Source organism: Streptococcus parasanguinis (assembly GCF_001073155.1).
Taxonomy (GTDB): Bacteria; Bacillota; Bacilli; order Lactobacillales; family Streptococcaceae; genus Streptococcus; species Streptococcus parasanguinis_D.
In genome coordinates, this window is sequence record NZ_JVEE01000025.1 from 37695 (window position 1) to 62611 (window position 24917).

27 protein-coding genes and 2 tRNA genes are annotated in these 24917 nt (G+C 43.8%); 25 read left to right on the top strand and 4 right to left on the bottom strand.

Going from position 1 to position 24917, the window contains the following annotated elements:
- Positions 1-221: 221 nt before the first annotated feature.
- The 10 genes from ADH92_RS03255 to rsmA all read left to right on the top strand — a co-directional run bounded on the left by ADH92_RS03255 (position 222) and on the right by rsmA (position 7446).
- Positions 222-1115, top strand: coding sequence for a TDT family transporter (locus ADH92_RS03255; protein ID WP_049497083.1), 894 nt, complete (start codon positions 222-224; stop codon positions 1113-1115).
- An 85-nt stretch (positions 1116-1200) separates the two neighbouring features.
- Positions 1201-1878, top strand: coding sequence for a CPBP family intramembrane glutamic endopeptidase (locus ADH92_RS03260; protein WP_049497084.1), 678 nt, complete (start codon positions 1201-1203; stop codon positions 1876-1878).
- A gap of 78 nt (positions 1879-1956) precedes the next feature.
- Positions 1957-2298 (top strand): ribonuclease P protein component, encoded by a 342-nt coding sequence (rnpA, locus tag ADH92_RS03265; protein WP_003002960.1) that lies wholly within the window; start codon positions 1957-1959, stop codon positions 2296-2298.
- Position 2299: 1 nt separating this feature from the next.
- On the top strand, positions 2300-3115 hold the full coding sequence (locus ADH92_RS03270; RefSeq protein ID WP_003015944.1) for a YidC/Oxa1 family membrane protein insertase: 816 nt from the start codon (positions 2300-2302) through the stop codon (positions 3113-3115).
- 15 nt (positions 3116-3130) lie between these two features.
- Entirely contained in the window at positions 3131-4078 is a 948-nt protein-coding gene (gene jag / locus ADH92_RS03275) for an RNA-binding cell elongation regulator Jag/EloR (RefSeq protein ID WP_021153989.1), read from the top strand.
- Positions 4079-4153: 75 nt separating this feature from the next.
- On the top strand, positions 4154-4783 hold the full coding sequence (locus ADH92_RS03280) for a hypothetical protein (protein WP_049497088.1): 630 nt from the start codon (positions 4154-4156) through the stop codon (positions 4781-4783).
- Positions 4784-4930: 147 nt separating this feature from the next.
- Entirely contained in the window at positions 4931-5065 is a 135-nt protein-coding gene (rpmH, locus tag ADH92_RS03285) for a 50S ribosomal protein L34 (RefSeq protein ID WP_003003086.1), read from the top strand.
- Between the two features lie 125 nt (positions 5066-5190).
- Positions 5191-5961 (top strand): TatD family hydrolase, encoded by a 771-nt coding sequence (locus tag ADH92_RS03290; protein ID WP_049497090.1) that lies wholly within the window; start codon positions 5191-5193, stop codon positions 5959-5961.
- Positions 5933-6517: a ribonuclease M5 gene (gene rnmV, locus ADH92_RS03295; RefSeq protein WP_173018726.1), complete on the top strand. Its 585-nt coding sequence runs from the start codon at positions 5933-5935 to the stop codon at positions 6515-6517. Before ADH92_RS03290 ends, rnmV begins: the two co-directional genes overlap by 29 nt.
- Before the next feature lie 53 nt (positions 6518-6570).
- Entirely contained in the window at positions 6571-7446 is an 876-nt protein-coding gene (gene rsmA / locus ADH92_RS03300) for a 16S rRNA (adenine(1518)-N(6)/adenine(1519)-N(6))-dimethyltransferase RsmA (RefSeq protein WP_049497093.1), read from the top strand.
- A gap of 45 nt (positions 7447-7491) precedes the next feature.
- Here rsmA and ADH92_RS03305 read toward each other — a convergent pair.
- Together ADH92_RS03305 and ADH92_RS03310 are read right to left on the bottom strand one after the other, a co-directional pair.
- A tRNA-Ser gene (locus ADH92_RS03305) sits at positions 7492-7581 on the bottom strand.
- Positions 7582-7585: 4 nt separating this feature from the next.
- Positions 7586-7668, bottom strand: a tRNA-Leu gene (locus tag ADH92_RS03310).
- Between the two features lie 247 nt (positions 7669-7915).
- On the opposite strand from ADH92_RS03310, the gene rsgA reads away from it, so the two are divergent.
- The 15 genes from rsgA to glnA all read left to right on the top strand — a co-directional run bounded on the left by rsgA (position 7916) and on the right by glnA (position 22640).
- A complete protein-coding gene (gene rsgA / locus ADH92_RS03315; RefSeq protein WP_049497095.1) occupies positions 7916-8794 on the top strand; it encodes a ribosome small subunit-dependent GTPase A in 879 nt (292 codons plus the stop codon).
- A 14-nt stretch (positions 8795-8808) separates the two neighbouring features.
- Positions 8809-9468: a ribulose-phosphate 3-epimerase gene (gene rpe, locus ADH92_RS03320; protein WP_049497097.1), complete on the top strand. Its 660-nt coding sequence runs from the start codon at positions 8809-8811 to the stop codon at positions 9466-9468.
- Positions 9461-10093 (top strand): thiamine diphosphokinase, encoded by a 633-nt coding sequence (locus ADH92_RS03325; RefSeq protein ID WP_049497099.1) that lies wholly within the window; start codon positions 9461-9463, stop codon positions 10091-10093. Before rpe ends, ADH92_RS03325 begins: the two co-directional genes overlap by 8 nt.
- Before the next feature lies 1 nt (position 10094).
- Entirely contained in the window at positions 10095-11345 is a 1251-nt protein-coding gene (locus ADH92_RS03330; RefSeq protein WP_049497101.1) for a DNA recombination protein RmuC, read from the top strand.
- A complete protein-coding gene (locus ADH92_RS03335; RefSeq protein WP_049497103.1) occupies positions 11332-12276 on the top strand; it encodes a 3'-5' exoribonuclease YhaM family protein in 945 nt (314 codons plus the stop codon). Before ADH92_RS03330 ends, ADH92_RS03335 begins: the two co-directional genes overlap by 14 nt.
- Positions 12277-12411: 135 nt before the next feature.
- A complete protein-coding gene (gene purR / locus ADH92_RS03340) occupies positions 12412-13227 on the top strand; it encodes a pur operon repressor (RefSeq protein WP_037599408.1) in 816 nt (271 codons plus the stop codon).
- A 23-nt stretch (positions 13228-13250) separates the two neighbouring features.
- Positions 13251-13787, top strand: a complete 537-nt coding sequence (locus tag ADH92_RS03345; protein WP_049497105.1) for a hypothetical protein — start codon at positions 13251-13253, stop codon at positions 13785-13787.
- A gap of 205 nt (positions 13788-13992) precedes the next feature.
- Complete coding sequence (gene rpsL / locus ADH92_RS03350; protein WP_003003125.1) at positions 13993-14406, top strand: 30S ribosomal protein S12; 414 nt, start codon at positions 13993-13995, stop codon at positions 14404-14406.
- A gap of 19 nt (positions 14407-14425) precedes the next feature.
- Complete coding sequence (gene rpsG / locus ADH92_RS03355; RefSeq protein ID WP_003003105.1) at positions 14426-14896, top strand: 30S ribosomal protein S7; 471 nt, start codon at positions 14426-14428, stop codon at positions 14894-14896.
- Positions 14897-15283: 387 nt separating this feature from the next.
- Positions 15284-17365 carry an elongation factor G gene (gene fusA / locus ADH92_RS03360; protein WP_003003071.1) on the top strand — a complete coding sequence of 694 codons (2082 nt, stop codon included), beginning with the start codon at positions 15284-15286 and terminating at the stop codon, positions 17363-17365.
- Positions 17366-17636: 271 nt separating this feature from the next.
- Positions 17637-18647 carry a type I glyceraldehyde-3-phosphate dehydrogenase gene (gene gap / locus ADH92_RS03365; RefSeq protein WP_023919220.1) on the top strand — a complete coding sequence of 337 codons (1011 nt, stop codon included), beginning with the start codon at positions 17637-17639 and terminating at the stop codon, positions 18645-18647.
- A gap of 178 nt (positions 18648-18825) precedes the next feature.
- A complete protein-coding gene (locus ADH92_RS03370) occupies positions 18826-20025 on the top strand; it encodes a phosphoglycerate kinase (RefSeq protein WP_003002974.1) in 1200 nt (399 codons plus the stop codon).
- A 268-nt stretch (positions 20026-20293) separates the two neighbouring features.
- Complete coding sequence (locus ADH92_RS03375; protein WP_003008874.1) at positions 20294-20827, top strand: FUSC family protein; 534 nt, start codon at positions 20294-20296, stop codon at positions 20825-20827.
- Positions 20828-20894: 67 nt separating this feature from the next.
- The gene (locus ADH92_RS03380; protein WP_003012408.1) at positions 20895-21254 is read left to right on the top strand and encodes a MerR family transcriptional regulator; all 360 of its coding nucleotides are present in this window, start codon (positions 20895-20897) and stop codon (positions 21252-21254) included.
- A gap of 39 nt (positions 21255-21293) precedes the next feature.
- Positions 21294-22640, top strand: coding sequence for a type I glutamate--ammonia ligase (gene glnA / locus ADH92_RS03385; protein WP_003016943.1), 1347 nt, complete (start codon positions 21294-21296; stop codon positions 22638-22640).
- Positions 22641-22892: 252 nt separating this feature from the next.
- On the opposite strand, the gene rnjA is transcribed toward glnA, so the two are convergent.
- Together rnjA and ADH92_RS03395 are read right to left on the bottom strand one after the other, a co-directional pair.
- Positions 22893-24575: a ribonuclease J1 gene (rnjA, locus tag ADH92_RS03390; protein WP_003003107.1), complete on the bottom strand. Its 1683-nt coding sequence runs from the start codon at positions 24573-24575 to the stop codon at positions 22893-22895.
- A gap of 3 nt (positions 24576-24578) precedes the next feature.
- A complete protein-coding gene (locus tag ADH92_RS03395; RefSeq protein WP_003008866.1) occupies positions 24579-24809 on the bottom strand; it encodes a DNA-directed RNA polymerase subunit epsilon in 231 nt (76 codons plus the stop codon).
- Between the last annotated feature and the right edge of the window lie 108 nt (positions 24810-24917).

A 24917-nucleotide genomic window follows, 5' to 3' on the forward strand; every position in this document is an offset into this window, starting at 1 on the left:
CTTGAATGATTCCTTATTTTGGTGATTCCATTTTCAATACTCGGCGTCTAGCGCCAAAAGAAGCTACGACATAACAAGATACTTCTGCTTTAATATAAAGAAAAAGTAGTGAGTACTCTCTCCCGTCGGAGATTTCTTCACTACTAATCTTAGTATGTTTTTTATCCTGCTTCCTTCTCTTTTATGGTATACTGAAAGCGACAACATGATTGGAGCTCCCGATGAAAAAGATCCCCTTAGTATTTTCAGGCTGTCTGTTAGGACTGGTTGGCGCTGGAAACCTTCTTGCAGACTCGCTACCTTTCTTTGCCCACGCCTTTAGTCTGACAGGTTTGTTCTTCTGGTTTTTCTTTGTAGTTTACCATGCGATTCGCTGGCAAGAAGCCAAGATAGAATTCCAACAACCAGCCCTTTTATCTGGGATGGCGACTTTTCCCATGGCAGGGATGATTCTATCCACCTATCTTTTGCGCCTCTTTCCCGCCTTTGGAGGTCTATCACAGTTGGTCTGGTGGTCTGCCTTTCTCTTGGATCTGAGCTTAATTCTCTATTTTACCAAGACCCATGTCCTAGCGCGACCAAGAGCCAATGCCACTCCAAGTTGGACCGTTCTCTATGTGGGCATTGCAGTAGCAGCCTTGACTTATCCAGTTGTAGGAATAAGAGAGATTGCTTATCTCGCTTTAGTGATTGGTTTTGGTTTGACCTTTCTTCTTTATCCCCTTATCTATCATGATTTGAAGCAGTCCCCCTTGCCCAGTCATCTGTTGGGCCAAGAAGGCATCTATTGCGCTCCATTTTCCCTTCTTTTAGCAGCTCTGGTTCGTGTGGGTGGAGCAAGCCTTCCTGTCTGGTTCTTACTGATCATGGTAGTTGCCTCACAAGGTTTTTATTTCTTTGTTTTGACGCGTCTACCGAGAATGATCAAAGAAGGTTTTCAACCTGCTTTTTCAGCCCTGACCTTTCCAACAGTCATCACAGCGACCTCTTTGAAAATGGCCCAAGGCTTGTTGCAGTGGCCTTTCTTGACAGCTCTCGTATGGATGGAAACTCTTCTTTGTCTCTTGATTTTAGTCGCTGTTTTAGGAGGTTATGTGGCCTATCTCAGGGAGTAGGAAGTCATCCTTTTTCATTGAAACCTTGTCACGATTATGGTAAGATGCACTATACGATTTGTCATACTCTATAGGAAAGGTATCTATGAAATTCATCAAAGGAAAGCTCTCACTACTTTATCCCCTTTTTCTGCTCTTGTTTTATTTTTATGTTCGGCCTCAATTTCGCCCCTTGGCCCAGTATGTCTCCAATAGCGTAGCAAGCGCCAATAGCTATTATTGGACCTTATTTGGCCTAGAAGGCCTCTATGCAGTCTTTACAGGATTTTTGGTCTACCGTTTTTCTAAAAAAGCGCAGTTTAAACTGGGGAAGAACCCCCTTCAAGCTCTGATAGAAGCTGTTTTTGCGGCCTGTTTGGTCTACTGGCTGGACTACTTCATCAGTGGTTTTGTTCAAGGACGGGCAGCCGTTTTGAGTTTGTTTCCACGGGAAATTAGCCCCACAGGGATGCTTATCCTGGTGATCGCAATGGTCGTCATCCGGCCAGTGACAGAAGAACTGATCTTTCGTGGAGCCTTGGTGAATGCCTACTTCAAAGGCTGGAAACTCTATGCAGAGATTTGGCTTCCAGCCCTCATCTACAGTGGCCTGCATTTTCTCCACACTCCCTTTTCGCTGGGAGCTTCTATCATCTATCTCCTGCCGAGTGTGATTTTTGGGATCCTGTATTATCGGAGCAAGACGCTCCTTTCACCTATTTTGGCTCATATCTTGCTCAATCTCTACTACACCTTGCCTTTACTTTTATCTGTATTTAAGTAGCAACCGATTTCCTGAGTGAGATTGGTTTTTTTTGAAAATATGGTATAATAGAATAAATTTAATAGAGGGAGTTGAGGTTTGAAAAAAAGCTACCGCGTCAAACGTGACAAAGATTTTAATGCTATTTTTAAAAGTGGTCAAAATGTTGCCAATCGGAAATTCGTTGTTTACCGCTTGCGCAAAGACCAACCTCATTTTCGAGTCGGCCTGTCTGTTAGTAAGAAACTGGGAAATGCTGTGACCAGAAATCGCATCAAACGTTTGATTCGCCATGTTTTGATCAAACACCAAGCCTTCCTTACGACCGATGATTTTGTTGTCATTGCTCGTAAAGGAGTGGAGGAACTCGACTTCCATCAAGTTGAGAAAAATCTTGTACATGTCTTAAAATTAGCGCATGTCTACCAAGAAAGGGAATAATGTGAAAAAGAAACTGAAGTTAACTGGATTATTAGGAGCGGCCTTATTGGTCTTGACAGCTTGTGGTACCTCTCAGGTGACAGCTCAGTCGACAGGCGGTTGGGAACGCTTCGTCTACTTCTTTGCAGAAGCTATCCGCTTCTTGTCCTTTGGCGGAAGTATCGGTGTAGGGATTATCGTCTTTACCATTGTCATCCGGACGGTCCTCTTGCCCCTCTTCCAATATCAAATGAATTCAACCCGCAAAATGCAGGAAATTCAACCCCTCCTCAAGGAATTGCAAGCTAAGTATCCTGGGAAGGATCTTGATAGTCGGACCAAGCTTTCTGAAGAGATGCGGGCCCTTTACAAAGAAAAAGGCGTCAAAACGTCTTCAGCCTTCCTTCCTCTCTTGATCCAGATGCCGGTCTTGATGGCCTTGTTCCAAGCGCTGAGCCGTGTCGAATTCCTTAAAGTCGGTCACTTCCTTTGGTTGGACCTTGGCGCAATCGACCCGACTTATATCTTGCCGGTTCTTGCCGCACTCTTCACATTTTTCAGCAGTTGGTTGACCAATAAAGCCATGCCAGAGCGCAATGGTAGTGCGACAACCATGATGTATGTGATGCCTGTGATGATCTTCTTCTTTGCCTTGTTCTCAGCCAGCGGGGTCGCACTATACTGGGTGACTTCCAATGCTTACCAAGTTGGGCAAACCTATCTCTTGAACAACCCCTTCAAGATTATCGCAGAGCGTGAAGCAAAAGAGCAAGCTTCGCGCGACATGGAAAAACAAAAACGTCGTGCCCTAAACAAGGCACAGAAAAAGAAAAAATAAGAAAGAGGTGGACATATGGTCCTATATACTGGAGCAACTGTTGAAGAAGCGATTCAAAAAGGTCTGAACGATTTAGATATTCCTCGTATGAAGGCACATATTACGGTTGTAGCGCGTGAAAAGAAAGGTTTTCTTGGCTTGTTTGGGAAAAAACCAGCCCAAGTTGAGATTGAACCCATTGCAGAAACAACTGTTGTGAAAGCCAATCAAAAAGCTGTCAAAGGTGTCCCAGATGAGATCAATGCACAAAACGAACCGGTTAAAACTGTGAGCGAAGCTACGGTCGATCTCGGACGCGTCGTTGCAGCGATCAAAAAGGTCGAAGAAGAAGGAGAAGTTGTCTCTGAAGAAATCAAGACCGAAATCCTGAAACATGACAAAGAAGCAGATACCGTTCTTGAAGAAAAAGGACATGAACATATCCTTGAAAAAGTTAAAGAACCAGCGACAAAAGAATCAAGCGAATCTGATTTCTCAAACCTTGGTATCGAGGTAGAGGAAAACTACAACATCGAAGAAGTCGTAGATGATGTGACAGCCTATGTTCAAACAGTGGTCGATGAAATGGATGTGGATGCAACCATCTCAAGCAGTCACAACCGCCGTACGGTCAATATGCAAATTGATACCAATGAACCGGGACGTGTCATTGGTTACCACGGAAAAGTCTTGAAGGCTCTTCAACTTTTGGCACAAAATTACCTCTATAACCGCTACTCAAAGAATTTTTACATTACTATTAATGTTAATGACTATGTAGAACACCGGGCGGAAGTTCTTCAAAGCTATGCTCAGAAGTTGGCAACACGTGCCCTCGAAGATGGGCAAGCCCAACAGACAGATCCGATGTCAAACAGTGAACGGAAAATCATTCACCGGATCGTCTCTAAGATGGAAGGAGTCACTAGCTACTCTGAAGGGGAAGAACCAAACCGTTACGTGGTGGTAGACATCGAAGGATAATCTAGCTATTATTTCCCATAAGGGAGAGACGGGATTTAGCCGATCTCTCCTTTTTTAGGTTTAGAAAGGAAGCAAATGGCATTTGCAGCGATTCGAGAGTTTTTAAAGCTTCAAGGTATCCACTACCAGGCCCCAGCAAAGGCTGGGGTGCTAGCCTCGGAGATGGAGCAATATCGTGCCCTAGCTCAAGCAGCTCGTAAGGAATTCACCGATTTAGTCTCAGCCTTTCAGCAGCGTCACCCTTACTTGGAGCAAGATCGGACCAGTCAATGGATGAACCAGGCCCAGGTCTTGCGGCCTCATTTTTGGGCCTATCTAAGAGGAGAAGGGACGATGGCAGAGCCCATGTTTGCACTGAGACTTTATGGGGATGCAGCTGATTTTGGTGTGTCCTTAGAGGTGAGCTTTATCGAGCGAAAAAAAGATGAGGAGAGTCTTCAAAAACAACACAAAGTTCTCACCCTTCCCATTTCTCAGCCAGTTTATTATTTCGTCCAGAAAAATGGAGAGAGTCAAAGGGTAGAAGGAACAGAAAAGAATCGCCATGATCTGTTGCAAGCAGTAGCAGAAGGGGCGGTTCGTAAGGTCCTCGTCAAATACGATGTTTCTCTAGTCGAGGATGATTCTCTTGAGGATATCCTGGATCAGTTGCAAGAGGCGCTGGTGGCTCTGGAACCCTATTACTTGGCAACCCGTCAGGTGTAGAAAGGTGTTCTCCAACCTGTATTTGCAACAATTTTGCCATAGCTATTGACAAATAGAGTCGAATCCGATAGAATAGTAAAGTATGTTTAGTAACTGATCACAACTAGCCGGCTAAACGAATACAAAATCTATGAGGAGGTATTCATCGTGAAACGTACTTATCAACCAAGTAAACTTCGTCGTGCGCGCAAACATGGTTTCCGTCACCGTATGGCAACTAAAAATGGTCGTCGCGTATTGGCAGCTCGTCGTCGTAAAGGACGCAAAGTTTTGGCTGCCTAATTCAGATAAAAACCTAAAAACCAGTAGAAACTCGAGACTACTGGTTTTTGTTTTGTCCGAAAGTGAATTTAGAGGCGCTTTCTGCTATAATAGAAACAAGAAAAACTCGGAAGAAAAGGAAGATCATGCAGATTTTTGATACCCACACCCATCTCAATGTGGAAGAATTCGCAGGAAAAGAACAAGAAGAGCTCGACTTGGCCAAGGAAATGGGTGTTGTAGCCCACAATATCGTTGGTTTTGACAAACCGACGATTGAGCGTGCCATGGAGTTGGCAGATCAATATCCAGAACTCTATCTCACGCTTGGTTGGCACCCCACTGAGGCAGGCGATTATAGTCCTGAAGTGGAGGCCTATTTACTTGAACAGCTAAAACATCCTAAAGTTGTCGCACTCGGAGAAATCGGTCTGGATTACCACTGGATGACAGCGCCGAAAGATGTCCAAGAAAAGGTTTTTCGTCGTCAGATTCAATTGTCTAAAGACTTGGACTTGCCTTTTGTGGTGCATACACGTGATGCTTTAGAAGATACTTATGCCATCATCAAGAGTGTAGGAGTCGGTCCTCGCGGTGGGATCATGCATTCTTTCTCAGGAAGTTTAGAAGAAGCCAAACGCTTCATGGATCTGGGAATGATGATCTCCTTTTCTGGAGTGGTGACCTTTAAGAAAGCCACAGATGTCCAAGAAGCGGCAGCTGGCCTTCCGTTAGACAAGATCTTGGTTGAAACAGATGCCCCTTACCTGGCACCAGTTCCCAAACGAGGTCGGGAAAATAAAACAGCCTACACTCGTTATGTGGTAGATTTTATTGCAGGACTACGTGGCTTAACAACAGAAGAAGTGGCTCAGGCAACCTATGACAATGCAAGAAAGGTATTTGGCCTTGACTGAGAAAAGAAAAATACCAGAAGTGATTGTCGTGGAGGGCAAGGACGACACAGCCAATCTCCGTCGTTTTTATGAGGTGGATACCTATGAAACCCGAGGTTCTGCGATTGATCAAGATGACCTGGAACGAATTGCTACCTTGCAAGAGTTGCGTGGGGTCATTGTCTTTACCGATCCAGACTATAATGGCGAGCGAATTCGCAAGATCATTATGCAAGAGGTACCCCAAGCTAAACATGCCTTTTTAAATCGTGGTGAAGCAGTCCCCAAATCCAAGACCAAGGGGCGTTCCTTGGGAGTGGAGCATGCCAGTTTTGAAGATTTAGAAAAAGCCCTAGCTGGACTCGTGGGCTCCTACGAAGATGAAAATTTCTTTGATATCACAAAGACCGACTTGATGCGGCTTGGCCTGTTGATGGGCAACGATAGTCGCAAACGACGGGAATATCTAGGAGAAGCCTTGCGCATCGGCTACTGCAATGGCAAGCAATTGATCAAACGCTTGGAATTGTTTGGAATTTGTTTAGCACAAGTCGAAGAGGCGATGGCCAGTTATTAAGACGGAAGTAGAGGGGGATCCTTTACCCCTAAACTGATTAGAAAAGAGAAAAAATGAGAATTGCAGATTATAGCGTGACCAAGGCAGTGCTGGAGCGTCACGGTTTTACCTTTAAAAAATCCTTCGGCCAGAACTTCTTGACCGATACCAACATCCTTCAAAAAATTGTGGATACGGCTGAGATTGATAAACAGGTCAATGTCATCGAAATCGGTCCTGGAATTGGAGCCCTCACTGAGTTCTTGGCGGAAAATGCGGCAGAAGTCATGGCTTTTGAGATCGATGACCGCTTGGTTCCCATTTTGGCGGATACCTTGCGTGATTTTGACAATGTCACGGTTGTCAACCAAGACATCCTCAAGGTAGACCTCAACCAGTACATCGCAGAGTTTAAAAATCCAGACCTTCCGATCAAGGTGGTGGCTAACCTTCCGTATTACATCACAACTCCCATCCTCATGCACTTGATCGAATCCAAGATTCCTTTCCAAGAATTTGTGGTCATGATGCAAAAAGAGGTGGCAGACCGCATCTCGGCTGAGCCCAACACCAAGGCTTATGGTTCTTTATCCATTGCAGTCCAATACTATATGACTGCTAAGGTAGCCTTTATCGTGCCCCGCACCGTCTTTGTGCCAGCACCAAACGTCGACTCTGCCATCCTCAAGATGGTCCGTCGCGAAGAACCAGCAGTAGCCGTCAAGGACGAAGATTTCTTCTTCTCTGTCAGCAAGGCTAGCTTTGTCCACCGCCGGAAGACACTTTGGAACAACTTGACCAGTCGCTTTGGCAAGACCGAAGAAATCAAAGCAAAACTGGAAGCAGGAATCCAAGCTGCAGGCCTGCAACCTTCTGTACGAGGAGAAGCTCTTAGCCTAGAAGACTTCGCTCGCCTAGCAGATGGCCTTCTAGAAGCAGGAATAAAATAACAGAAAAGACATGAGCTTCGTAGCTCATGTCTTGTTTGTTGTAGAAGGAAAGGACGGGATTTGAACCCGCGCGTGAATAAAAATCCACTTGCCGGATTTCGAGTCCGGTGCCGTACCGAGCTGGGCCACCTTTCCAAGATGCGGAGAAAGGGATTTGAACCCTCACGCCCGAAGGGGCACATGCGCCTGAAGCATGCGTGTCTGCCGTTCCACCACCTCCGCATAGTTCTATTATACACTTTTTAGGAAAAATGCCAAGGAAAAAAAGGAAGGTGCCCTTTCCCGAATTCTGCTAAAAGACAAGTCATAACGGATACTCCGTCTTCTGTTTCTATCCGTTTAAACAACGAACCTATTCGTTTCTAAAAGCGTCCGGAGAGGTTCACTTTTCGTTTTTTCTTATCAAGCAATCCAGCCTTATTTCTCATTTTTTGGTATAATAGGAGTATTAATCTCAAAGGAGTGCGATTTGCAAGGAACAATCGTCAAGGCCTTGGCTGGCTTCTACTACGTGGAGTCAGATGGTCACATTTACCAGACACGGGCTCGTGGAAATTTTAGAAAAAAAGGACAGACTCCTTATGTGGGGGATCAGGTGGAGTTCTCTGCTGAAGAGAATTCAGAAGGCTACATTTTGAGCATTGCGCCTCGTAAAAATAGCCTCGTACGCCCTCCTATTGTCAATATTGATCAGGCAGTAGTGATCATGTCAGCTAAGGAGCCGGATTTCAATGCCAATCTTTTAGATCGTTTTCTGGTTCTTTTGGAGCATAAGGGGATTCATCCCATTGTCTATATTTCAAAACTGGACTTGTTAGAAGATATGGAAGATATCCACTACTACCAAGGAATCTATCAGGCTATTGGCTATGATTTTGTCTTGTCAATTGAGGAACTATTGCCCCTTTTGACCAATCAAACTACGGTCTTTATGGGACAGACCGGTGTAGGAAAATCGACCTTGCTCAATAAAATCGCTCCGGATCTGGAGCTTGAAACGGGTGAGATTTCAGATAGTCTGGGGCGCGGTCGACACACGACCCGAGCTGTCAGCTTTTACCATTTAAATGGAGGAAAGATCGCAGATACGCCTGGCTTCTCCTCCCTCGATTATGAAGTGACGACCAGTGAAGACTTAAATCATGCCTTCCCAGAAATCGCCGACGTGAGCCACTCTTGTAAATTTCGTACCTGTACCCACACGCATGAGCCCGCTTGTGCGGTGAAACCAGCCGTTGAAAGAGAGGAAATTGCGCCTTTCCGTTATGAGGATTACTTGCAATTTCTAAGTGAGATTGAAAACCGTCGCGAAACCTATAAAAAAGTTTCGAAAAAAATACCAAAATAGGAGACACTAAAACGATGAAAACAATGAAAATTGCACCCTCAATTTTGAGTGCCGATTATGCCAATTTTGAAAGTGAATTAAAACGCTTAGAAGCAGCTGGAGCTGACTATGCCCATATCGATGTCATGGATGGCCATTTTGTGCCCAATATCAGCTTTGGAGCTGGTGTCGTAGAGAGCATGCGTCCACATAGCAAGTTGGTCTTTGATTGCCACTTGATGGTCACCAATCCCGAACACCATATCGAAGAATTCGCCCGTGCAGGTGCGGATATCATCAGCATCCACGTAGAAGCAACTCACCATATCCACGGAGCTCTTCAAAAAATTCGTCAAGCAGGTGTGAAGGCTAGTGTCGTGATCAATCCAGGAACTCCTGTAGACAGTATCAAACATGTCTTGAACTTGGTAGATCAAGTCTTGGTCATGACCGTTAATCCAGGATTTGGTGGCCAGGCCTTCTTGCCTGAAACCATGGACAAGGTGCGCGAATTAGCCGCGCTTCGTGAAGAAAAAGGCTTAGGCTTTGATATCGAAGTCGATGGAGGAATTGATGGCCAAACTATTTCCCAAGCAAAAGAAGCCGGGGCCAATGTCTTTGTAGCAGGCTCTTATGTCTTTAATGGAGATGTTAATGAGCGTGTTCAAACGCTCCGAGATGCTGTAAATGGGTAACATCGCAATACTGGCAGGAGGTGACAGCACGCTCTTGCCAAGAAATCATGACGCTTATGTAGGCGTTGATGGTGGCTGTTTGAAGTTACTGGAACAAGGCCTGCCATTAGATATAGCTGTGGGGGATTTCGATTCCGTCTCTGAGACTGATTTGAATAAGATCCGTATCCAAGCCAAGCAGGTTATTCAATCCATCCCTGAAAAGAACGATACGGATTTGGAATTGGCCTTGAAAGCAGTCTTTGAAGCCTATCCAGAGGCTATTATCACCGTTTATGGTGCCTTTGGCGGTCGCTTGGATCACTTCTTGTCTAATATCTTTTTACCGACCGATCCAGACCTAGCTCCCTACATGGATCAGATCCAATTAGTCGATGGTCAAAACCGCTTAATCTACAGACCAGCTGGCTGCCATGAGATTCAGCCAGATCCAGCCATGTCCTATGTTGGTTTTATGCCTGTCGGACAAGGCCACTTAGAGATCACAGGGGCCAAGTATCCGCTCCATCAGGATAATTATTTTTTGAAGGCCATGTATGGCTCCAATGAATTTTTGGATCAACCGATTCAAGTGAGTCTTGACCGTGGCTATCTTGTCATTGTTTATAGTAAAGACAGAGGTTAATATGAATATCATTCTGCTTCTGATTGGCCTGCTCAATCTAGGCCTCCTCATCTATTTCTTGCAACGGTCAGATGACACAAGACCGGCTTTACGAGAGATGCTGGAAGACCACGAGGATCATTTGACAGACCAGTTGGACTATCGTTTTGAAAAAGAAAGACAAGCAAGCCAGATTGCCAATCAGCAGTTAGAGATCGCCCTGACAGATCGCTTAACCGAGATGCGAGTGGAGATCCACCAGCAGACGACGGCTCTGCGCGCTGAGATGAATGAGCACTTTACTAAAAATCGGGACAAAACAGATGAGCGCATGCGCCAGATCCAAGAGTCCAATGAAGTGCGGCTAGAACAGATGCGCCAAACGGTAGAAGAAAAATTGGAGAAAACCTTGCAACACCGTTTGCAGACCTCCTTTGAGACCGTTTCAAAACAATTGGAGTCGGTCAACAAAGGGCTGGGAGAAATGCAGACGGTGGCGCGGGATGTCGGAACTCTTAATAAAGTTCTCTCCAATACCAAGACGCGTGGGATTATGGGCGAATTGCAACTGGGCCAAATCATTGAAGATATCTTGACCCCGGCCCAGTATGAGCGGGAGTTTGTCACCGTTCCCCAATCCAGTGAGCGCGTGGAGTATGCCATTAAGCTTCCAGGACAAGGAGAGGAGCCAGTCTATCTGCCGATTGACTCTAAATTCCCACTGGAAGACTACTATCGTCTGGAAGAAGCTTATGAATCAGGAGAGAAAGAGGAAATTGAGCGTTACCGCAAGGCTCTTCTTGCTAGTATCAAGCGTTTTGCTAAGGATATCCAACAAAAATATCTTTTTCCGCCAGCGACGACGAATTTCGGAATTCTCTTTTTGCCAACTGAAGGCCTCTATTCCGAAGTGGTTCGCAATCCAGAATTCTTCGATCGCTTGCGTCGGGACGAACAAATTTTAGTAGCTGGTCCAAGTACCTTATCAGCCCTCTTGAACTCCTTGTCTGTTGGCTTTAAAACGCTTAACATCCAAAAGAGTGCAGATGACATTAGCAAGGTGTTGGGATCGGTCAAATCAGAATTCCATAAGTTTGGAGGGATTCTGGCCAAGACTCAGCGCCATTTAAAGAATGCTTCCAATAATATTGATGATTTGCTAACCAGACGGACCAGTGCCATCGAGCGGACACTCCGCCAAATCGAAAGCGATGAGGACCTGCTGGGACTAGATGTATATATAGAAGATGGAGAAGATGATGGTCAAAATTAACCAAATGAAAAAAGATGAATTGTTCGAAGGATTCTATTTGATCAAGTCAGCAGAAGTGCGTCAAACACGGGCCGGGAAAAACTACCTCGCCTTTGTCTTCCAGGATGAGACCGGTACAATCGAAGGTAAACTATGGGATGCCCAACCTCACAATGTAGAGAGTTTTATGGCTGGGCGCGTGGTCCATATGGCTGGACGTCGAGAAGTTTACAATAATACTCCGCAAGTCAACCAATTAAACATGCGCTTGCCCCAAGCAGGAGAGCCCAACAATCCAGCAGACTTTAAGGAAAAACCACCAGTAGATCCCAAGGAATTGCATGAATACCTGTCAAACATGATTTTCAAAATTGAAAATCCAGTCTGGCAACGGATTGTCCGTGCCCTCTATGGGAAATATGAGAAAGAGTTTTATAGCTATCCAGCTGCTAAGACCAACCACCATGCCTTTGAAGCAGGCCTTGCTTATCATACGGCAACCATGGTCCGCTTGGCAGATAGTATCGGCGATATCTATCCTCAGTTGAATAAGAGCTTGCTCTTTGCAGGGATTATGTTACACGATTTGGCCAAAGTGATCGAGTTGACGGGACCTGAAAATACAGAATACACTGTTCGGGGCAACCTTATCGGCCACATTGCACTGATCGATGAAGAAATCACCAAGGTCTTGCAAGACTTGAAGATTGATGACCAAAAAGAAGAAGTGATCGTCCTTCGCCATGTGATCTTGAGTCATCATGGCTTGCTGGAATACGGTAGTCCTGTTCGTCCAAAGATCATGGAAGCAGAGATTATTCATATGATCGATAATTTGGATGCGGAAATGATGATGATGACAACAGCACTTGGCTTAATTGGTCCTGGCGAAATGACCAATAAAATCTTTGCTATGGAAAATCGTTCCTTCTATAAACCGAATCTCGACTAGTAAAAACAGTGAGAAATACGGGAATGATTCTGCCAAAAATGAAATAATCAGGAAAAAACGGCCTTCTGTAAATCAGAATGTTCGTTTTTTTCTGTTCTTATGGTATAATGATAGAAAAAACTACATGGTGAGAAAATGAAATTAAGAAGAAGTGAACGGATGGTCGTGATTTCTAATTACTTGATCAACCATCCCTATGAATTGACTAGCCTCAATACGTTTGCGGAAAAGTATGAGTCTGCCAAGTCTTCCATCTCAGAAGATATCGTGATCATTAAGCGTGCGTTTGAAGAGATGGAAATCGGAAATATTGAGACCATTACAGGAGCTGGAGGAGGCGTTATCTTTACACCGTCTATTTCAGATCAAGAATCCAAAGAAATCGTCGAGGATCTTTGCAAGCAACTGTCTGAAAGTGATCGTATCCTTCCTGGTGGCTACATTTACCTGTCTGATCTTTTGAGCAATCCGAAGATTTTGAATCGCATCGGACGCATCATTGCCAAAGCCTTCCGAGATAAGAAGATTGATGCTGTCATGACCGTAGCGACCAAGGGAGTTCCTTTAGCGAATGCAGTGGCCAATGTCTTGAATGTTCCATTCGTCATTGTCCGTCGTGATTTGAAAATCACAGAAGGGTCAACCGTTAGTGTCAACTATGTTTCAGGCTCAAGTGGGGATCGCATTGAGAAAATGTTCCTTTCAAAACGGAGCCTAAAAGCAGGAAGCCGGGTCTTGATTGTCGATGACTTCCTTAAAGGTGGCGGAACGATTAACGGGATGGTCAGCCTCTTGTCTGAATTTGATTCTGAATTAGCAGGAGTAGCTGTCTTTGCGGATAATGCTGCAACCGACCGTGAATTCTTTGAACACAAATCCTTATTGCGCGTGACCAACATCGATGTAAAAGAAAATAAATTGAGTGTCGAAGTTGGGAATATCTTTGATTAAGAGCAACAAAGGAGGATCAAAAAGTGAAAAGAATTTTAGATCGATTTGATAATAGTCCTTTGTGGATTCGCTTGGTGACAGTTCTGTCTCTATCCTTTATTTTGGTAGCTGGCTTGTATACCGTTAAAAAGAATACGGCTGCCCAGGTAACGACAGAAGTTCAACCTGCTAAAAAAACAGGTTCCCTTCCAGTGAAAAAGGAAACAAAGGAAGAAAAAGAAAAGAAGGAAGAAAAGAAAAATACAGAAGCTGCTGAAAAAGCAGTCGTTCAAATGGAAACAACTCCAAGTCAAGATTCTGTGAACGCTGCCCAGGCTGCTGTGAAGAAAGTCAAAGATGCGACTCAAAAGCAATCGCTTGAGGCCCGTATCCAATACATCGCTAACTATTATGGACTGACCTATGAGAGCGACACAACGGCAACACAGCAGACTCAAACAGACGCTAATGCCAACGCTGGAGTAGCTGGAGCCAATGCGACAGTTCAACCACAACAGCAACAACAGTATGCTCCGGCTGCAGATGCAGGGGCAGAAGTACCTGCTGAAGCTGGTCAATAATGAACTTTTTCGACTTCTTTAAAAAATAAAAAAACATCTTGCAATCAAAGTGCCGTCATGTTATAATAATAGACGGTACTTTTTACTTTTGGTCTCTCAAGAGTGTACAGGGACGTGCTGACAAATGTTGCAAAAGTACACACAGATGGTAGCTGTCACCAAGTGTACCATCACCAAAAATAAAAAATTTCACAGGAGAATGTAGATGCCTACAATTAACCAATTGGTTCGCAAACCGCGTAAATCAAAAGTAGAAAAATCTAAATCACCAGCTTTGAACGTTGGTTACAACAGTCATAAAAAAGTTCAAACAAACGTTTCTTCACCACAAAAACGTGGTGTTGCAACTCGTGTTGGAACAATGACACCTAAAAAACCTAACTCAGCCCTTCGTAAATTTGCTCGTGTACGTTTGAGCAACTTGATCGAAGTAACTGCTTATATCCCAGGTATCGGACACAACTTGCAAGAACACAGCGTGGTTCTTCTTCGTGGTGGACGTGTAAAAGACCTTCCAGGGGTACGTTACCATATCGTCCGTGGAGCACTTGATACTGCAGGTGTAAACGATCGTAAACAAGGCCGTTCTAAATACGGTACTAAAAAACCAAAAGCATAAGGAAAGGGGATAAAGAAAAATGAGTCGTAAAAACCGTGCGCCTAAACGCGATGTATTGCCAGATCCGCTTTACAATTCACAATTAGTTACTCGTCTTATCAACCGCGTTATGCTTGATGGTAAACGTGGTACAGCTGCTTCAATCGTTTACGGAGCTTTCGAACAAATTAAAGAAGCTACTGGAAACGATGCTCTTGAAGTATTCGAAACAGCTATGGAAAACATCATGCCTGTACTTGAAGTACGTGCTCGCCGTGTTGGTGGTTCTAACTACCAAGTCCCAGTTGAAGTTCGTCCAGAACGTCGTACAACACTTGGACTTCGTTGGTTGGTAACAATCGCTCGTCAACGTGGTGAACACACAATGGTTGATCGTCTTGCAAAAGAAATCTTGGATGCAGCGAACAACACTGGTGCAGCTGTTAAGAAACGTGAAGATACTCACCGTATGGCTGAAGCTAACCGTGCATTCGCACACTTCCGCTGGTAAGATCAAGATATTAAGGGCGTTAAAAAAGCGACTGAAAATTAGGAAGCTTGACGAAGAATCAAAGATTCTAGGAAGGCTTATCTATTTTCCGAGCTTTTAGCCCAGGTTCAATTATGATACTAAGAGCGGCAAAGGCCCAAGGCAAAAATAGGAAACTGATGCAGTGTTCGATGAACACAAGTCAGTTAACTTGAGCTTTTACCCCAGGTTCAATTGAGCTCAAATCGGCTAACTAACTTTAGCCCGGGTTCAATTCAACTCTTCTTATAAGTTGGAACCAAAACATAGCATGAAAACACTGAGAACGGGTAGGTCCTGCCTATCCGTTTTTATTAAATCATGTTATAATAGAATATAGAAATAAAAAATATAGGAGAAACAAACCTCATGGCACGCGAATTTTCACTTGAAAAAACTCGTAATATCGGTATCATGGCTCACGTCGATGCTGGTAAAACAACTACAACTGAGCGTATCCTTTACTACACTGGTAAGATTCACAAAATTGGTGAAACTCACGAAGGTGCGTCACAAATGGACTGGATGGAGCAAGAGCAAGAACGTGGTATCACTATCACATCTGCCGCTACAACAGCTCAATGGAAAGACACTCGTGTAAACATCATCGACACACCAGGACACGTGGACTTCACTATCGAAGTTCAACGTTCACTCCGCGTTTTGGACGGTGCTGTAACCGTTCTTGACTCACAATCAGGTGTTGAGCCTCAAACTGAAACAGTTTGGCGTCAAGCAACTGAATACGGAGTTCCACGTATCGTATTCGCAAACAAGATGGATAAAATCGGTGCTGACTTCCTTTACTCAGTAAGCACACTTCATGACCGTCTTCAAGCAAACGCTCACCCAATTCAATTGCCAATCGGTGCTGAAGATGACTTCCGCGGAATCATTGACTTGATCAAGATGAAAGCTGAAATCTATACGAACGACCTTGGTACAGATATCCTTGAAGAAGATATTCCAGCTGAATACCTTGAACAAGCTCAAGAATACCGTGAAAAATTGGTTGAAGCAGTTGCTGAAACTGATGAAGACTTGATGATGAAATACCTTGAAGGGGAAGAAATCACAAACGAAGAATTGAAAGCTGGTATCCGTAAAGCAACAATCAACGTTGAATTCTACCCAGTACTTTGTGGTTCTGCCTTCAAGAACAAAGGGGTTCAATTGATGTTGGATGCAGTCCTTGACTACCTTCCAAGCCCACTTGATATCCCTGCAATCAAGGGTGTAAACCCAGATACAGATGAAGAAGAAGAACGTCCAGCATCTGATGAAGAGCCATTTGCAGCTCTTGCCTTCAAGATCATGACTGACCCATTTGTAGGTCGTTTGACATTCTTCCGTGTTTATTCAGGTGTCTTGAACTCAGGTTCATACGTATTGAACACTTCTAAAGGTAAACGTGAACGTATCGGACGTATCCTTCAAATGCACGCCAACACTCGTAAAGAAATCGAAACAGTTTACTCTGGAGATATCGCTGCTGCCGTTGGTTTGAAAGATACAACAACTGGTGACTCATTGACAGATGAAAAAGCAAAAATCATCCTTGAATCAATCGAAGTTCCAGAACCAGTTATCCAATTGATGGTTGAGCCTAAATCTAAAGCAGACCAAGACAAGATGGGTATCGCCCTTCAAAAATTGGCTGAAGAAGATCCAACATTCCGCGTTGAAACAAACCCTGAAACTGGTGAAACAGTTATCTCTGGTATGGGTGAGTTGCACTTGGATGTCCTTGTTGACCGTATGAAACGTGAATTCAAGGTTGAAGCTAACGTTGGTGCCCCTCAAGTATCTTACCGTGAAACATTCCGCGCTTCTACACAAGCACGTGGATTCTTCAAACGTCAATCTGGTGGTAAAGGTCAGTTTGGTGATGTTTGGATCGAATTTACTCCAAACGAAGAAGGTAAAGGATTCGAGTTCGAAAATGCGATCGTCGGTGGTGTGGTTCCACGTGAATTCATCCCTGCAGTAGAAAAAGGACTTCAAGAATCTATGGCGAACGGTGTTCTTGCTGGTTACCCGATGGTTGACGTGAAAGCTAAGCTTTACGATGGTTCATACCACGATGTCGACTCATCTGAAACTGCCTTCAAGATCGCTGCATCTCTTGCACTTAAAGAAGCTGCTAAGACTGCACAACCAGCTATCCTTGAACCAATGATGCTTGTAACCATCACAGTTCCTGAAGAAAACCTTGGGGATGTTATGGGTCACGTAACTGCTCGTCGTGGACGTGTAGATGGTATGGAAGCACACGGTGCAAGCCAAATCGTTCGTGCTTATGTGCCACTTGCTGAAATGTTCGGTTACGCTACTGTCCTTCGTTCTGCAACTCAAGGACGTGGTACCTTCATGATGGTATTTGACCACTACGAAGATGTACCAAAATCAGTACAAGAAGAAATCATTAAAAAAGCTAAAGGTGAAGCTTAATTTACCAAAGCTGAAAAACTCTTCCCATTCGGGAAGAGTTTTTCTTTGTTCCAAAAGTGAGTACAAGTAAAAAAAAGTGCTGATCAGGACTTTGTGAAAAACTTTAATAAAAGAGGTAGTGATCTATGATAAATCTTGCTTTTCGTGGGGAAATAGTTGCTTTTTAATGCAATAAAGTATATAATAGAGACTGTTAAAAGATGTTTGGCGCTGTGTCAAGTTACTCTTTTCACAAAAAAATTTTTTGATTTTCATAAGGAGGAAATCACGAATGGTAGTTAAAGTTGGTATTAACGGTTTCGGTCGTATCGGACGTCTTGCTTTCCGTCGTATCCAAAACGTAGAAGGTGTTGAAGTTACACGCATCAACGACCTTACAGATCCAGTTATGCTTGCACACTTGTTGAAATACGATACAACTCAAGGTCGTTTCGACGGTACTGTGGAAGTTAAAGAAGGTGGATTCGAAGTTAACGGTAAATTCATTAAAGTTTCCGCTGAACGCGATCCAGAACAAATCGACTGGGCTAACGACGGTGTAGAAATCGTTCTTGAAGCAACTGGTTTCTTTGCTACTAAAGCAGCTGCTGAAAAACACTTGCATGCTGGTGGTGCTAAGAAAGTTGTTATCACTGCTCCTGGTGGATCAGATGTTAAAACAGTCGTATTTAACACTAACCACGATATTCTTGATGGTACTGAAACAGTTATCTCAGGTGCTTCATGTACCACAAACTGCTTGGCTCCAATGGCTAAAGCTCTTCAAGATAACTTCGGTGTTGTTGAAGGATTGATGACTACTATCCACGCTTACACTGGTGACCAAATGATCCTTGACGGTCCACACCGTAAAGGTGACCTTCGTCGTGCACGCGCTGGTGCTGCTAACATCGTTCCTAACTCAACTGGTGCTGCTAAAGCAATCGGTTTGGTTATCCCTGAATTGAACGGTAAATTGGACGGAGCTGCACAACGTGTTCCTGTTCCAACTGGATCAGTTACTGAATTGGTAGTTGTTCTTGACAAGAACGTTACTGTTGATGAAGTGAACGCAGCTATGAAAGCAGCTTCAAACGAATCATACGGTTACACTGAAGATCCAATCGTTTCTTCAGACGTTGTAGGTATGTCTTACGGATCATTGTTTGACGCAACTCAAACTAAAGTTATTGACGTTGACGGTAAACAATTGGTTAAAGTTGTTTCATGGTATGACAACGAAATGTCTTACACTGCACAACTTGTTCGTACTCTTGAATACTTCGCAAAAATTGCTAAATAATTCATGCGTATGATGAGAGGAGGGAAACCTCCTCTTTTTTTGTACTTATGGAGATACAAATCATGCAAAGTATAGGGAATCCAGCTCAATAAGAGGTGAAATCATCGAATTTTTCTACCTCTTTTACAGCTTTTGTGATATAATTATCATGTATTAAAAAAAGAAGGAGTCATATCTAATGGCAAAATTGACTGTTAAAGACGTTGACTTGAAAGGGAAAAAAGTTCTCGTTCGTGTTGACTTCAACGTTCCTGTAAAAGACGGCGTGATCACTAACGATAACCGTATCACTGCAGCTCTTCCAACTATCAAGTACATCCTTGAACAAGGTGGACGTGCAATCCTCTTCTCTCACCTTGGACGTGTAAAAGAAGAAGCAGATAAAGAAGGTAAATCACTTGCTCCTGTAGCTGCTGACTTGGCTGCTAAATTGGGTCAAGAAGTTAAATTTATCCCAGGTGTTACACGTGGTGCTGAATTGGAAGCAGCTGTTAACGCTCTTGAAGATGGACAAGTTCTCTTGGTTGAAAACACTCGTTTCGAAGATGTTGACGGCAAGAAAGAATCTAAAAACGATCCTGAACTTGGTAAATACTGGGCATCACTTGGAGATGGTATCTTCGTAAACGATGCATTTGGTACTGCTCACCGTGCACACGCATCTAACGTTGGTATCTCAGCAAACGTTGAAAAAGCTGTTGCTGGTTTCCTTCTTGAAAACGAAATTGCTTACATCAAAGAAGCAGTTGAAGCTCCAGAACGTCCATTCGTAGCCATCCTTGGTGGTTCAAAAGTTTCAGACAAGATCGGTGTTATCGAAAACTTGCTTGAAAAAGCTGATAAAGTTCTTATCGGTGGTGGGATGACTTACACATTCTACAAAGCACAAGGTATCGAAATCGGTAACTCACTTGTAGAAGAAGACAAATTGGATGTGGCGAAAGCTCTTCTTGAAAAATCAAACGGTAAATTGATCTTGCCAGTTGACTCAAAAGAAGCGAACGCATTTGCTGACTACACTGAAGTGAAAGACACTGAAGGTGAAGCAGTTGACCCAGGATTCCTTGGTTTGGATATCGGTCCTAAATCAATCGCTAAATTCGACCAAGAATTGACTGGTGCGAAAACAGTTGTATGGAACGGACCTATGGGTGTATTTGAAAACCCTGACTTCCAAGCTGGTACAATCGGTGTGATGGACGCTATCGTGAAACAACCAGGCGTTAAATCAATCATCGGTGGTGGTGACTCAGCAGCTGCTGCGATCAACCTTGGACGTGCAGACAAATTCTCATGGATCTCTACTGGTGGTGGTGCTTCTATGGAACTCCTTGAAGGTAAAGAACTTCCAGGATTGGCTGCTCTTACAGACAAATAATCTAAATAGAATGAAAGAGGCTGGGACAAAAGTCCTAGCCTCTCAATTATTTTTGGATTGTTGAGCAAGACGCAGTGGTTGAGTGGGCTCTACTACGCTGATTTCATCAGCTTTTATAGCCCTACTCAACTGTGCGGAGGTGGGACGACGAAATTGAATTCTAACGAATTACCGATTTCTGTCCCACTCTCTTTTTTCTTTCTATTGATATCTGTTCTCTCCTTTCTGAAAATATGGTAGAATAATAGAAATAGAAAGATAGGTGACCATGGATTACTTTAAACGACACAAATTTGATTGGTCCAAATTCCGTTTGGGGATGAGAACCTTTAAAACAGGGATTGCCGTTTTTATTGTGCTACTTATTTTTGGAATATTTGGCTGGCGCGGTCTTCAGATCGGGACCTTGACAGCTGTTTTTAGTTTGAGGGAAGACTTTGATAAGAGTGTCCACTTTGGGGCTTCGCGTGTCATGGGCAACAGTATCGGAGGTTTTTATGCCGTATTGTTCTTCCTTTTAAAAACGCTCTTTCATGGGGCGTATTGGGTGACTCTTATTTTTGTACCCATTGCGACCATGTTAACCATTATGACAAATGTCGCTATGAATAACAAAGCAGGAATTATCGGAGGAGTTTCGGCAATGCTGATCATTACCCTCTCGATTCCTAACGGTGAAACCTTCTTGTATGTTTTTGCCCGAATATTTGAGACCTTTATTGGCGTTTTCGTTGCGATTTTGGTCAATTCGGATGTGGATCGCATTCGCGATTTTCTCAAGAAACACAAAAAACCTATGTAAGATTATGTAACATTTAATCTTGACATAGATTTTTTTTTCGATATAATAGAATAGAAAGAGGAATGGTATGAAGGAAAAGGAATTACGACGCTCGCTGGCAGTCTTTCCGATTGGAAGTGTTATGAAGCTGACCGACTTGACAGCTCGCCAGATTCGTTATTATGAAGATCAGGGATTGATTTCTCCTGATCGGACAGAAGGCAATCGCCGCATGTATTCGTTGGACGATATGGACCGCCTGCTTGAGATCAAAGATTATATCTCAGATGGCTTCAATATTGCGGATATTAAGAAGAAATATGCGGAAAAAGAGCAAGAGCAAACCAAGGTTGTCAGTCAAGAAGAGATCCGTAAGGCTCTTCATCGTGACATTATTCAGCAAAGTCGCTTCACATCTTCCCCATCGCCATATGGTCAATTTCGTTGATCATTTCATAAGCTTGTAATCTATTTTAAGGAGACAAAAATGTCAATTACTGCTGCAGATATTCGCCGTGAAGTAAAAGAAAAAAATGTTACTTTTATTCGCTTGATGTTCTCTGATATTTTGGGAACCATGAAGAACGTCGAAATTCCAGCTACCGATGAGCAACTGGACAAGGTTCTTTCAAACAAAGCCATGTTTGATGGTTCTTCTATCGAAGGATTTGTCCGTATCAACGAGTCAGATATGTATCTTTACCCAGATTTGGATACATGGACAGTCTTCCCTTGGGGAGATGAAAATGGTAGCGTAGCTGGCTTGATCTGTGATGTCTATACGACAGAAGGAGAACCATTTGCAGGAGACCCACGTGGCAACTTGAAACGGGCCCTTCGTCATATGGAAGAACTTGGCTTCAAATCCTTTAACCTTGGACCAGAACCAGAATTCTTCCTCTTTAAGTTGGACGAAAATGGAGATCCAACTCTGGAAGTAAACGACAAAGGTGGCTATTTTGACTTGGCTCCAACAGATCTTGCAGATAATACTCGTCGTGAAATCGTAAATGTCTTGACCAAGATGGGTTTTGAAGTAGAAGCCAGTCACCACGAAGTAGCCGTTGGTCAGCATGAAATCGACTTTAAGTATGACGAAGTGCTCCGCGCTTGTGACAAGATCCAAATCTTTAAACTCGTTGTGAAGACTATCGCTCGTAAACACGGCTTGTATGCAACCTTTATGGCCAAACCAAAATTTGGAATTGCCGGATCAGGTATGCACTGTAATATGTCTCTCTTTGACCAAGATGGCAACAATGCCTTCTTTGATCCAGAAGATCCAAAGGGCATGCAATTGTCAGAAACAGCTTATCACTTCTTGGGTGGCTTGATCAAGCATGCATATAACTTTACAGCGGTGACAAACCCAACCGTCAACTCTTATAAACGTTTGGTTCCTGGATATGAAGCACCTGTTTATATCGCTTGGGCAGGTCGCAACCGTTCCCCATTGGTACGTGTGCCAGCATCACGTGGTATGGGAACTCGTTTAGAATTGCGTTCCGTAGACCCAATGGCTAATCCTTATGTAGCCTTGGCAGTCTTGCTTGAAGTTGGCCTTCACGGGATTGAAAATAAAATCGAAGCACCTGCTCCGATCGAAGAAAATATCTATGTGATGACACCGGAAGAACGTAGAGCAGCTGGAATCACAGATCTCCCTTCTACCCTTCACAATGCTTTGAAAGCCTTGACAGAAGACGAAGTGGTGAAAGCTGCTTTGGGTGAACATATTTACACCAGCTTCCTTGAAGCCAAACGAATCGAATGGGCAAGCTATGCGACCTTCGTATCCCAATGGGAAGTAGACAACTATTTAGATCTTTATTAAGAAACAAGAGTAAAGAGGCTAGGACACAAGTCCTAGCCTCTCAATTATTTTTGGCTTGTCGAGCAAGACGCAGTGGTTGAGTGGGCTCTACTACGCTGATTTCATCAGCTTTTACAGCCCTACTCAACTGTGCGGAGGTGGGACGACGAAATCGAATTCTAACGAATTACCGATTTCTGTCCCACTCTCTTTTTGATCCTCAAAAAGTCACTATAAAACCAGTTGAAACAGAGGTTTCAACTGGTTGTTTTTTTAATTTTCGTCATCTGGTGTGAGAATCATTGGGATAATGATAGGTTCACGTTCCGTGCTCTCGTATAAGAATGGGCGGAGGGCATTAACAATCGCACCATTGACGGTTTGGATATTGGCATCTTTGTTCTTCAAGGCGATGCGAATTGCATTGAAGAGGATGCGTTGGCTTTCACGGATCAGATCTCCTGATTCACGCATGTAGATAAAACCACGGCTCAAGATGTCTGGTCCAGCCAGGATCATCTTCGATTTGAAGTCAACAGTCGCAACAGCAAGCACGACACCGTCTTCGGAAAGGTCTCTCCGGTCACGAAGGACAGCAGCCCCGATTTCACCGATACGGTTTCCATCGACATAGATATCTTGAGCATTGAAGCTTCCTGCGATCCGAGCAGAGTTAGCTGTAAGAGCGAGGACATCACCATTACTCATGATGAAGATATTGTCTTTTTCTACTCCACAATCACGCGCGAGTCCTGCGTGGATCTTCTGCATCCGGTATTCACCATGGACAGGCATGAAGTATTTTGGTTTGATCAAGCGGAGCATGAGTTTTTGTTCTTGTTGCCCCCCGTGTCCAGAAGTATGGATATTGTTGATCTTCCCGTGAATGACCTCTACACCCGCTTCAGAAATCGTATTGATCAATTTATTCACACTGGTTGTATTTCCAGGAATTGGACTAGAAGAGAAGATCACAGTATCTCCTGGTTGGAGTTGCACTTGGCGGTGCGTTCCGTTGGCGATCCGAGAGAGGGCTGCCATTGGCTCTCCTTGGCTTCCTGTACACATGATTAGGATTTCATTGGCCGCATAGTCTTTGATCTCATTTGGCTCGATAATGGTTCCAGCAGGGACCTTGATGTAGCCAAGCTCAATTCCGTTGACGATGGCTTTTTCCATCGAGCGTCCAAAGACGACGATCTTACGACCGGTCTTAACAGCGGCCTCAGCAGCTTGTTGGAGACGGAAGATATTCGAAGCAAAGGAAGCAAAGATGATGCGCCCATGGATGCCTTCGATGATCTTCATGATGGATTGGCCAACCACTTTTTCAGAGTTGGTAAAGGTTGGGATTTCCGCGTTGGTTGAGTCTGAGAGCAGGCAGAGAACGCCTTCTTCCCCAAGGGCCGCCATACGATGGAGGTCAGCCGGTTCTCCAACAGGTGTGAAGTCAAATTTGAAGTCTCCGGTACAGACAATCTTTCCTTGAGGGGTGTGAATCACAATCCCTAAAGGTTCTGGAATCGAGTGAGTCGTACGGAAGAAGGTTGCTTTAAGATTTTTAAATTGAAGCTCAGTGTTTTGGTTGATTTCGTAGAGTTTGGCATCACGAAGAAGACCGTGCTCTTCTAATTTTCCACGGATCAAGGCAAGCGCCAAAGGTCCAGCGTAGATAGGGACATTGGCTTGCTTCAAAAGGAAAGGAATCCCACCGATGTGGTCTTCGTGTCCGTGGGTAATGAGGACCGCTTTGACACGATCGATATTATCAACGATATAAGAGTAATCCGGAATGACATAGTCGATCCCAAGGAGGTCATCTTCTGGAAATTTGATCCCGGCATCGACAATGATGATTTCATCTTGGTATTCGATCCCGTAGGTATTTTTTCCGATTTCTCCAAGTCCACCAATGGCAAATACACCAACTTCTTCAGGTTTTAAGGTATAAGCCATGGATTAGTACTCCGTTAGTTCAAAAGCACCTGACTCTTTCTCGTAAGCAAGGTGTTGCTCAGAAAGTGGTGTGATAAATTCAATGTTGAAATCTGTGTTTGCTTCAACCAATTGACGAGCTTGGATGCGTCCTTCGCGTTCATTTGGTGCATCAATATCGAGATAAAGTGCATGCGTGGTTTCACGACGAGGGTTGCGGTCTTTTGTTTCCTGATAAAAAACTTTGTAAATCATGAAGTAATTTTCCTTTCATTATTTCGGTCTATTTGTTAGCTACGAAGGAGTGCAATCACTAGAGTTTCCTACTCGCAGCTAGTGGACCTGATTCGATACAATTAATTA

Bases quoted from the DNA above. Each gene is read 5' to 3' on its own strand.
- ADH92_RS03255 (WP_049497083.1), top strand. From the start codon at position 222: ATGAAAAAGATCCCCTTAGTATTTTCAGGCTGTCTGTTAGGACTGGTT.
- ADH92_RS03260 (WP_049497084.1), top strand. From the start codon at position 1,201: ATGAAATTCATCAAAGGAAAGCTCTCACTACTTTATCCCCTTTTTCTG.
- jag (WP_021153989.1), top strand. From the start codon at position 3,131: ATGGTCCTATATACTGGAGCAACTGTTGAAGAAGCGATTCAAAAAGGT.
- ADH92_RS03280 (WP_049497088.1), top strand. From the start codon at position 4,154: ATGGCATTTGCAGCGATTCGAGAGTTTTTAAAGCTTCAAGGTATCCAC.
- ADH92_RS03290 (WP_049497090.1), top strand. From the start codon at position 5,191: ATGCAGATTTTTGATACCCACACCCATCTCAATGTGGAAGAATTCGCA.
- rnmV (WP_173018726.1), top strand. From the start codon at position 5,933: ATGCAAGAAAGGTATTTGGCCTTGACTGAGAAAAGAAAAATACCAGAA.
- rsmA (WP_049497093.1), top strand. From the start codon at position 6,571: ATGAGAATTGCAGATTATAGCGTGACCAAGGCAGTGCTGGAGCGTCAC.
- rpe (WP_049497097.1), top strand. From the start codon at position 8,809: ATGAAAACAATGAAAATTGCACCCTCAATTTTGAGTGCCGATTATGCC.
- ADH92_RS03325 (WP_049497099.1), top strand. From the start codon at position 9,461: ATGGGTAACATCGCAATACTGGCAGGAGGTGACAGCACGCTCTTGCCA.
- ADH92_RS03330 (WP_049497101.1), top strand. From the start codon at position 10,095: ATGAATATCATTCTGCTTCTGATTGGCCTGCTCAATCTAGGCCTCCTC.
- ADH92_RS03335 (WP_049497103.1), top strand. From the start codon at position 11,332: ATGGTCAAAATTAACCAAATGAAAAAAGATGAATTGTTCGAAGGATTC.
- purR (WP_037599408.1), top strand. From the start codon at position 12,412: ATGAAATTAAGAAGAAGTGAACGGATGGTCGTGATTTCTAATTACTTG.
- rpsL (WP_003003125.1), top strand. From the start codon at position 13,993: ATGCCTACAATTAACCAATTGGTTCGCAAACCGCGTAAATCAAAAGTA.
- rpsG (WP_003003105.1), top strand. From the start codon at position 14,426: ATGAGTCGTAAAAACCGTGCGCCTAAACGCGATGTATTGCCAGATCCG.
- fusA (WP_003003071.1), top strand. From the start codon at position 15,284: ATGGCACGCGAATTTTCACTTGAAAAAACTCGTAATATCGGTATCATG.
- gap (WP_023919220.1), top strand. From the start codon at position 17,637: ATGGTAGTTAAAGTTGGTATTAACGGTTTCGGTCGTATCGGACGTCTT.
- ADH92_RS03370 (WP_003002974.1), top strand. From the start codon at position 18,826: ATGGCAAAATTGACTGTTAAAGACGTTGACTTGAAAGGGAAAAAAGTT.
- ADH92_RS03375 (WP_003008874.1), top strand. From the start codon at position 20,294: ATGGATTACTTTAAACGACACAAATTTGATTGGTCCAAATTCCGTTTG.
- ADH92_RS03380 (WP_003012408.1), top strand. From the start codon at position 20,895: ATGAAGGAAAAGGAATTACGACGCTCGCTGGCAGTCTTTCCGATTGGA.
- glnA (WP_003016943.1), top strand. From the start codon at position 21,294: ATGTCAATTACTGCTGCAGATATTCGCCGTGAAGTAAAAGAAAAAAAT.
- rnjA (WP_003003107.1), bottom strand. From the start codon at position 24,575: ATGGCTTATACCTTAAAACCTGAAGAAGTTGGTGTATTTGCCATTGGT.
- ADH92_RS03395 (WP_003008866.1), bottom strand. From the start codon at position 24,809: ATGATTTACAAAGTTTTTTATCAGGAAACAAAAGACCGCAACCCTCGT.